Source organism: Streptomyces sp. MK37H (assembly GCF_018035285.1).
Lineage (GTDB): Bacteria > Actinomycetota > Actinomycetes > Streptomycetales > Streptomycetaceae > Streptomyces > Streptomyces endocoffeicus.
In genome coordinates, this window is the sequence record NZ_JAAAYH010000395.1 from 1 (window position 1) to 8,419 (window position 8,419).

General features: G+C 74.4%; 8 protein-coding genes. 4 read left to right on the top strand and 4 right to left on the bottom strand.

Annotation, left to right across the window (positions count from 1 at the left end):
* Nucleotides 1-954: pantoate--beta-alanine ligase (gene panC, locus GWI24_RS35515; protein WP_210950151.1), on the bottom strand; the 954-nt coding region annotated here is incomplete at its 3' end.
* Complete coding sequence (locus tag GWI24_RS35520; RefSeq protein ID WP_210950152.1) at nt 951-1,886, bottom strand: Rossmann-like and DUF2520 domain-containing protein; 936 nt, start codon at nt 1,884-1,886, stop codon at nt 951-953. The genes panC and GWI24_RS35520, both read right to left, overlap by 4 nt.
* A gap of 146 nt (nt 1,887-2,032) precedes the next feature.
* On the opposite strand from GWI24_RS35520, the gene GWI24_RS35525 reads away from it, so the two are divergent.
* The 3 genes from GWI24_RS35525 (at nt 2,033) to GWI24_RS35535 (ending at nt 5,107) form a co-directional block, all read left to right on the top strand.
* A complete protein-coding gene (locus GWI24_RS35525; RefSeq protein WP_210950153.1) occupies nt 2,033-3,271 on the top strand; it encodes a low specificity L-threonine aldolase in 1,239 nt (412 codons plus the stop codon).
* Between the two features lie 333 nt (nt 3,272-3,604).
* Nucleotides 3,605-4,687, top strand: a complete 1,083-nt coding sequence (locus GWI24_RS35530) for a DUF5937 family protein (RefSeq protein ID WP_210950154.1) — start codon at nt 3,605-3,607, stop codon at nt 4,685-4,687.
* Nucleotides 4,688-4,759: 72 nt separating this feature from the next.
* Entirely contained in the window at nt 4,760-5,107 is a 348-nt protein-coding gene (locus GWI24_RS35535) for a helix-turn-helix transcriptional regulator (protein ID WP_210950155.1), read from the top strand.
* Nucleotides 5,108-5,237: 130 nt separating this feature from the next.
* Here the strand turns inward: GWI24_RS35535 and GWI24_RS35540 are convergent, their stop codons facing one another.
* Entirely contained in the window at nt 5,238-5,933 is a 696-nt protein-coding gene (locus GWI24_RS35540) for a response regulator transcription factor (RefSeq protein WP_210950156.1), read from the bottom strand.
* 57 nt (nt 5,934-5,990) lie between these two features.
* Nucleotides 5,991-7,187 carry a sensor histidine kinase gene (locus tag GWI24_RS35545; RefSeq protein WP_210950157.1) on the bottom strand — a complete coding sequence of 399 codons (1,197 nt, stop codon included), beginning with the start codon at nt 7,185-7,187 and terminating at the stop codon, nt 5,991-5,993.
* Between the two features lie 109 nt (nt 7,188-7,296).
* On the opposite strand from GWI24_RS35545, the gene GWI24_RS35550 reads away from it, so the two are divergent.
* A complete protein-coding gene (locus GWI24_RS35550) occupies nt 7,297-8,361 on the top strand; it encodes an SAM-dependent methyltransferase (RefSeq protein WP_210950158.1) in 1,065 nt (354 codons plus the stop codon).
* Nucleotides 8,362-8,419 lie beyond the last annotated feature (58 nt).

Here is an 8,419-nt window from a genome sequence, read left to right on the forward strand (position 1 = left end):
CCACAGGCGGATGTTGTCTATCAGGCGGGTGGCGCCGACCTTGGCGGCGACGGCCAGCACGGCCTCGCCAGTGTGTCCGTCGGAGACCTCGGTGAAGTCGGCGGGGTCGACCAGGGCCAGATAGTCCAGGACGAGCGGCGGTTCGAGCCCCGCCGCCTCGTCGAGCACCGCCCGCGCCGCGGACCGCACCGCGGCGGGCGACGCGACCCGTATGAGCTCATGCTCCTCGGACCCGGCCGGGCCCTCCCCGGCCGCCAGCAGCCCCGCGTCGCGCCCCGCGAACAGCGCCCGGGACAGGGCCAGCGCGGTGTCCCGCTCCTGGGCCGTCAGATAGCGGTTACGGCTGGAGAGGGCGAGCCCGTCGCCCTCCCGGACGGTGGGGACGCCGACGATCTCCACGGGGAAGTTCAGGTCGCGGACCATCCGGCGGACCAGCGACAGCTGCTGGGCGTCCTTCTCGCCGAAGAAGGCGATGTCGGGGCGGGTGAGATGGAGCAGCTTGCCGACGACGGTGAGCATCCCGTCGAAGTGGCCGGGGCGCGAGGCGCCCTCATAGCGCTCGCCCACGGTCCCGGCGGTGATCCGGACGCCCGGCTCGCCGCCCGGATAGACCTCCTCGGCGGTGGGGGCGAAGACGATGTCCGCGCCCGCCTCGGCCGCGACCTCGAGGTCGGCGTCGAGGGTGCGCGGATAGCGGTCGAGGTCCTCGCCCGCGCCGAACTGCAGCGGATTGACGAAGATGGTGACGGTCACCATGCCCTTGGCGCCCACCCGGGCGCGGGCGGCGCGGATGAGCGAGGCGTGCCCGTCGTGCAGCGCGCCCATGGTCATCACGACGGCCGTGCGCCCCGGCACGGCGAAGTGGGCGAGCGCCGCGTCCAGATCCGGGCGATGACGGAACAGCTCCACATCCGGCTCCCCTGGAAGCGCCTTGGTCCACAGCTTCGGGCTCATGTCTCGCTGCCTCCCCGGCCCCGCGCGTCGGTCACGTCCGAGAGCACGCCCAGCAGGTCCTCGGCGAGCTCCGGCTTGAGCAGACCGTGCGCGAGCGCCCGGTCCGCGGTCGTACGGGCCATGGCCAGATAGCCGGCGACGGCGTGCGGGGCGTGCCGCCGCAACTCGGCGACATGGGCGGCCACCGTGCCCGCGTCGCCACGCGCTACCGGACCGGTGAGCGCGGCGTCACCGCTGCGCAGCGCGTTGTCCAGCGCGGCGCCGAGGAGCGGGCCGAGCATCCGGTCGGGGGCCTCGACCCCGGACGCGCGCAGCAGCTCCAGGGACTGGGCGACCAGCGTGGTGAGGTGGTTGGCGCCGATGGCGAGGGCGGCGTGATAGAGCGGACGGGACTCCTCCGCGATCCACTCGGGCTCGCCGCCCATCTCGATGACCAGCGCCTCGGCCGCCAGCCGCAGCTCCTCGGGGGCGGTGACGCCGAAGGAGCAGCCGGCCAGCCGCTGGACGTCCACCGAGGTGCCGGTGAAGGTCATGACGGGGTGCAGCGCGAGCGGCAACGCACCGGCCCGCAGCGCGGGCTCCAGCACGCTGACGCCGTAGCGGCCGGAGGTGTGCACCAGCAGCTGGCCGGGGCGCACCGCGCCGGTTTCGGCGAGGCCGCCGACCAGCTCCGGCAGCGCGTCGTCGGGGACGGTGAGCAGCACCAGTTCGGCCCGCGCCAGCACCTCGGAGGGCGGCACGATGGGGACTTCGGGAAGCAGGGCGGCGGCCCGGCGCACGGAGGCGTCGGAGACACCGGACGCGGCGACCGGGCGGTGCCCGGCGAGTCTGAGTGAGGCGGCGAGGGCCGGGCCGACGCGGCCCGCGCCGACGACCCCGACGGTGAGCCGGGCAGGTCGGTCCTGCGGCTCAGGCAGTGGTTGAGCGTTCACGCGACAACGGCCTTCCGTTCCAGTCCTCAGGGGTACCGGACGATTCCCCGCCATGCTACGCGAGTGTTTCCGGGGGGTTTGGCCGCACGCCCGGGCCTGTGGACAACTCTGTGGTCCGATGGACAGACGTGCGACATGATCAGCCCATGACGGACGGGACGGACGAGGCAGACGAGATGGACGGCACGGGCGGCGGGACGGAGCGGGCCGCGCGGGCGCGCCGCCGCGCGGCCTGGCACGGTGCCGAGCGGACGCTCGCGCGCGGGCCCGCCGAGGTGCGGATCGCCGAGCGGCTGGCCGCCCTCACGACCGCCCTTACGGCCGACACCGCGTCGTACGACGGGGACGGCTGGGTGGACATCTACGGCGACGGCATCGTCGAGGAGCTCGAGCAGCGGGTCGCCGAGCTGCTCGGCATGGAGGCCGCCGCGTTCTTCCCCACCGGCACCATGGCGCAGCAGGTCGCGCTGCGCTGCTGGGCGGGGCGGACCGGCAGTCCGGTGGTGGCGCTGCACCCGCTGGCCCATCTGGACATGCACGAGCGGGACGCGTACCTGACGGTGAGCGGGCTGCGCGCGGTGCGTCCGACCAGCGAGCCGCGGCCGCCCACGGCCGAGGAGATCCGGGGCCTGGACGAGCCGTTCGGCACCCTCGCCCTCGAACTCCCGCTGCGCGACGCCGGATTCGTGCTGCCCGAGTGGGACGAGCTGGTCGCGGCCGTGGAGGCGGCCCGGGAGCGGGACGCGGTGGTGCACTTCGACGGGGCGCGGCTGTGGGAGTGCACGGCGCACTTCGGCCGGGAGCTGCCGGAGATCGCCGCCCTGGCGGACTCCGTCTATGTGTCCTTCTACAAGTCGCTCGGCGGCCTCTCGGGAGCGGCGCTGGCCGGGCCCGAGACCCTGGTGACCGAGGCCAGGGCGTGGCGCCACCGATACGGCGGCCAGCTCTTCCAGCAGTGGCCGGTGGCGCTGGCCGCGCTGGACGGCCTGGACCACGAGCTGCCGAGGCTGCCGTCGTACGTGGCGCACGCGCGGGTCGTGGCCGAGGCGCTGCGGACGGCGTTCACGGCCGCGGGGGTGGGGTGGTCCCGGGTGCACCCCGAGGTGCCGCACACCCACCAGTTCCAGGTGTGGCTGCCGTATCCGGCGGCGGTGCTGGACGAGGCGGGGGTACGGCTGGCGGAGGAGACCCGGACGGTGCTGTTCCGTCGCTGGCGGGAGCCGGGGCCGCCCGGCCTGGCCGTGACGGAGCTGACGGTCGCCTCATCCGCACTCGAGTGGACGGCCGACGACGTCACGGCCGCGGCCGACGCCTTCCTCACCCGGGTCCGGGAGCTCATGGAGGTCCGGGAGGTCACGGAGATCCTGGACCTCACGGAGGGCTGACCGGCGCCGCGCGAACGCCTCCCTGACCGCCCTTACGGAGCGCAGTGCATCCGTAAGGCGGCCATGACGGCCGCGGCGGCGGACCGGGCGGCCCTCCGTCACGGCCCGGAAGTCGCGGTACTCCCGCAGCTCCCGGAGGGTGCGCCAGTCGTGCAGGACCGGTGCGGGCGGGGCGGGCTCGCCGCGCTGGGCGGCCCGGTACAGGTCGAGTGCGTAACTCTCGGTGAGGGACATGGCTCGACGGTCCGCCCGGCCCGGGGTGCCGGTCACGCCGTTTGACGATGGGCGTCAAACGAGGGGGACGCCGGGTCCGGGCTCCCGCACCATGGCTTCATGGCCAATGTCATCGACATCGCCGGGCTGCCGCCCGAGCGCATCGTCTTCAGCCCGTCCCCGCTCGCCGAGCTGGGCGCCGCGCTCCATGTACTGTCCGGGCCCGGCCACCACCCCGGGCTGCACGGCTGGGCCACCGCCACCGCCTCGGCGCTCAAGCCGGATCTCGCGGACCGGCTCTGCGAGGCGGACTTCCTGTGGCGCACCGCCCGCTCCGATCTGCTGCTCCCGGCCGCCCCCGGGGCGACGCTCGCCGAGGAGCTGGACGCGCTGGACCGGATCGACGACGAGACGTTCGTGGCGGCCGCCTTCGAGATCGCCTGCTCCACCTCGTACACCCGGCACACCCCCTCGCCGCTGGTCGACGCGGGCGAACGGGCCCGGGTCCGCGAGATGGCGGCCGCCCGGGGGCCTCGGCAGGCGGCCTTCACCGACCGCATGCTGGAGGACCCGGACGGGCTGCGGGTCTGGTTGCGGCGGCTGCTGGACGACTGCGACCAGGCGTTCTTCGCCGACACCTGGCGGCGGGTGCGGATCCAGCTGGCCGCCGACGCCCGCCACAAGGCCGAGCTGCTCCAGCGCAAGGGGCTCGCGGAGGCGCTGGCGGCGGCCTCCGCCGCGCTGTCGCTGTCGGAGGACGGGGACAGCATCCTGGTCGACAAGCTGGCGGGCGGCCGTACGACGGCGTACGGCGACGGCGTCACCTTCATCCCGACCGCCTTCGGCTGGCCGCACCTCGTCGTTCTGCACGCCCCCGGCTGGCGCCCGGTGATCCAGTACCCGGTCGCCACGCCCGAGCTGCCCCCGCCCGCCGCCCTGGAGTTCGTCCAGCGCCGCCTCGAGGCCCTGGCCCACCCGATGCGGATGCGGCTGTGCCGCACCCTGGCCCGCGGCCCGCACACCACCGGTGAGCTCTCCGAGTCGTACGGCATCACGCCCCCGGAGGTCTCCCGCCATATCGCCGTGCTGAAGAAGGCCGGTCTCCTCACCACCCGCCGCCGCGGCCGCTATGTGCTGCACCAGCTCGACCTGCCGTCGGTGGCCCGGCTGGGCAGCGACTTCCTGGAGAGCGTTCTGCGGTAGGGCGCCGACCCCGCCTAAAATGTCCACCGCACAGTGAACGCGGTCGGAACGGCGAGCGGCGGAGGAGCGGCGATGAGCAACCGAAGCCACCGGTCCGCGCCGCTCCACACCCACCCCGACGACGTCCCCGTGCAGACCGCGCTCGCGGCGCTCGCCGACCCCGTACGGCTCCAACTGGTCCGCGAACTCGCCACGGCGGCCGACTGGGAGCACACCTGCGGCACCTTCGACGTCCCCGTGGGCAAGGCGGCCCTCAGCCATCACTTCTCGGTGCTGCGCGCGGCCGGCCTGATCGAGCAGCGCGACCTGGGCCCCAAGCGGGTCAACCGGCTGCGCCGCCCCGAGTTCGACCAGCGCTTCCCCGGACTGCTCGACCTGGTCCTCCGCGAGCGCCCACAGAACGGCGAGGACGCACGGTAGGACGGCCGGACGAACGGCAAGGCGACCGCTTCAACCGTAAGACGGCCGCGCCAACCGTAAGACGGCCACGCCAACCGTAAGACGGCCACGCCAACCGTAAGGACGCCGCCTCAACCGTAAGGACGCCGCCTCAGCGCACCGGTCCGGTCGGCCCCCCGGCCCGGACCAGTCCGGTCTCGTAGGCCATCACCACCACCTGCACCCGGTCCCGCAGCTCCAACTTGGTGAGGATGCGGCCGACATGGGTCTTCACGGTCGCCTCGGACAGCACCAGCCGCGCCGCGATCTCGCCGTTCGACAGCCCCTGCGCGACCAGCAGCACCACCTCGCGCTCCCGGTCGGTGAGCCGGTCCAGCTCCGGACGGGCCCGGCCCCCGGAGCCACCGGCCCCGCTGCCCGGCAGTATCGGCGCGAACCGGTCCAGCAGCCGCCGCGTCGTACTGGGCGCGACCACCGCGTCGCCGCTGTGCACCGCGCGGATCGCCGCGAGCAGCTCGCCCGGCGGCACATCCTTGAGCATGAAGCCGCCCGCCCCGGCCTTGAGCGCGGAGAAGGCGTACTCGTCCAGGTCGAACGTGGTCAGGATGATGACCTTCGGCGCCCCGTCCCGCTCGCATATCCGCCGGGTCGCCTCCACCCCGTCCAGCTTGGGCATCCGGACGTCCATGAGGACGACGTCCACCGCGGTGGAGCGCAGCACCTGGAGCGCCTCCACCCCGTCGCCCGCCTCGGCGACGACCTCCATATCGGGCTGGGCCGCGAGCACCATCCGGAAGCCGGTGCGCAGCAGCACTTGGTCATCGACGAGCATGACGCGGATCGACATCCCGGACGGTCCCTTCCCTCTGGCCTGACAGCCGGCCTACAGCACCTATCAGATGGCTCAACGAACCGGCTTCAGCGGCAGCAGCGCGCTGATCCGGAAGCCGCCGCCCGGTCGCGGGCCCGCGTCGAGCGTGCCGCCCACCATGCCGACGCGCTCCCGCATCCCGATCAGACCATGGCCGCTGCCGTCGGCGCCGCCGTCCTCGTACATCTCGCGCTGCGCACCCCGCCCGTCGTCCTCGACCAGCAGCCCGAGCCCGTCGTCGAAGTAGGTGAGGCGGACGCTCGCGCCCACGTCCGGGCCGCCGTGCTTACGGGTGTTGGTGAGCGCCTCCTGCACGATGCGGTACGCGGTCAGCTCGACCCCGCTGGGGAGCTGGCGCGGGCTGCCCACGACCTTGAAGTCCACCGGGAGCCCGGCGCCGCGCACCTGCTCCACGAGCTCGTCGATCTGCTCGACGTCCGGCTGCGGGACGTAAGTGTTCTCCTCGCCCGGCTCCCCGGTGCGCAACACGCCCAGCAGCCGCCGCATCTCGGCGAGCGCCTGGCGGCCGGTGCCGGAGATCGTCTCCAGCGCCTGCCGGGTCTGTTCGGGCGAGGAGTCCAGGACGTACGCGGCGCCGTCCGCCTGCACCACCATCACCGACACGTTGTGCGCCACGACATCGTGCAGCTCCCGCGCGATCCGGGCGCGCTCGGCGGCCACCGCGACCTTCGACTGCGCCTCGCGCTCCTTCTCCAGCCGGGCGGCCCGCTCCTCGAGCTGCGCGTAGTAGGCGCGGCGGGTGCGGATCGAGTCGCCGAGCACCCAGGCCAGGACGAAGGGGATGGAGACGAAGACCGCCGAGACCACGTCCTCCCACCAGCCCTGCTGGGAGTGCGGCCAGCGGAGGGTGGCGAGGGGGGCCGCGCTGATCGCCACGCCCAGCGCGAAGCGGGAGGCGGGGCGCGAGGAGGTGACCGCCACCGTGTAGACGATCACCAGCATGGCGAAGTCGGCCACATTGGGCTGGACGTTCGCGGCCATCTGGGCGAGACCGCACAGGATGGCCAGCACCAGCATCTTCTCGGGGGCGCGGCGGCGCAGCGCGACCGTCGCCCCCAGCGCCAGGGCGATCGGCACGCCCGCGACGCGGGAGCCCCGGCCCAGCGACGCCTCCACGAGCCACAGGAACCCGGAAGCGACAAGGAGGACGGCCCAGAAGGTGTCCACCCCTGTCGGATGCCTGCGGAGAAATTCGTAGAGGCGCTGCACGTCACCCAGCGTAGGCATCGCCGGACCCCTCCCGGGTCAGCCCGAGGGGCGATCCGCGACCCCCGGCCCTACTCCCCAAGGTGGAGACCACTCCGCATAGCGTGGCGGTGTGGCGAGTGAGAAGCATGAGTGGAGCGGATGGCGTACGGCGGCCGAACGCGCGCTGTACGGAGCGGGCGGCTTCTTCCGCCGCCCGGAGGGCCCGGCAGGGCATTTCCGCACGTCGGTGCATGCCTCACCGCTGTTCGCACGGGCGGTCGCGGAGCTGCTGTGCCGGGTGGACGAGGCGCTGGGGCGCCCCGCCGAGGTGGCGCTGGTGGACCTGGGCGCCGGCCGCGGTGAGCTGCTCACACGGGTGCTCGCCCTCGCCCCCGGTCTGCCGCACGGGCTGGGCCGGCGGCTGCGTCCGTACGCGGTGGAGCGGGCGGAGCGGCCGGCGGGCCTGGACGGGCGGATCGGCTGGCTCGACGCCCCGCCGGAGGGGTGCGCGGGGCTGCTGTTCGCCAATGAGTGGCTCGACAACGTGCCCGTGGACGTGGCCGAGACCGACGCGGACGGCGTGCCCCGCCGGGTCGAGGTGGATCTCGCCTCCCTGGACGGCACCGAGCGGCTGGGCGACCCGGTGGACGGCGAGGACGCGGCGTGGCTGGACCGCTGGTGGCCCCTGGCGGGCGCCGAACCGGGGCTGCGCGCCGAGATCGGCCATCCCCGCGAGGCGGCCTGGGCGCGGGCCGTCGGCTCCCTGCGGGCGGGCCTCGCGGTCGCCGTCGACTACGCCCACGAACGCGCCACCCGGCCCCCCTTCGGCACGCTGACCGGCTTCCGCGAGGGGCGCGAGGTCCGGCCCGTCCCCGACGGGTCCTGCGATCTGACGGCGCATGTCGCGATGGACGCGTGCGCCGCCGCGCTGGACGCGTCCGCCACCGCGTCCGCCACCGCGTCCGCCGCGGCCGGGCCCGGCGCCGGGCTGATGACCCAGCGCGAGGCCCTGCGCGCCCTGGGCCTCGACGCCCGCCGCCCCCCGCTCGCCCTGGCCTCCACCGATCCCACCGCCTACGTCCGCGCCCTCAGCGCGGCGGGCGAGGCCGCGGAGCTGACCGACCCCGCGGGCTTGGGCGCCTTCACCTGGCTCCTGCACCCGGTGAACCTGCCCCACGACGTGCTCCGGCCGTAGAGAGTGTCCGACGGAGCTTGGCGCCTGCGGCGGGCCACGCGGCGGAGCCGCATATCGA

Excerpts from the sequence above, each read along its gene's own strand:
- GWI24_RS35535 (WP_210950155.1), top strand. The coding sequence starts at position 4,760 with ATGAGCAACCGAAGCCACCGGTCCGCGCCGCTCCACACCCACCCCGAC.
- GWI24_RS35540 (WP_210950156.1), bottom strand. The coding sequence starts at position 5,933 with ATGTCGATCCGCGTCATGCTCGTCGATGACCAAGTGCTGCTGCGCACC.
- GWI24_RS35530 (WP_210950154.1), top strand. The coding sequence starts at position 3,605 with ATGGCCAATGTCATCGACATCGCCGGGCTGCCGCCCGAGCGCATCGTC.
- GWI24_RS35525 (WP_210950153.1), top strand. The coding sequence starts at position 2,033 with ATGACGGACGGGACGGACGAGGCAGACGAGATGGACGGCACGGGCGGC.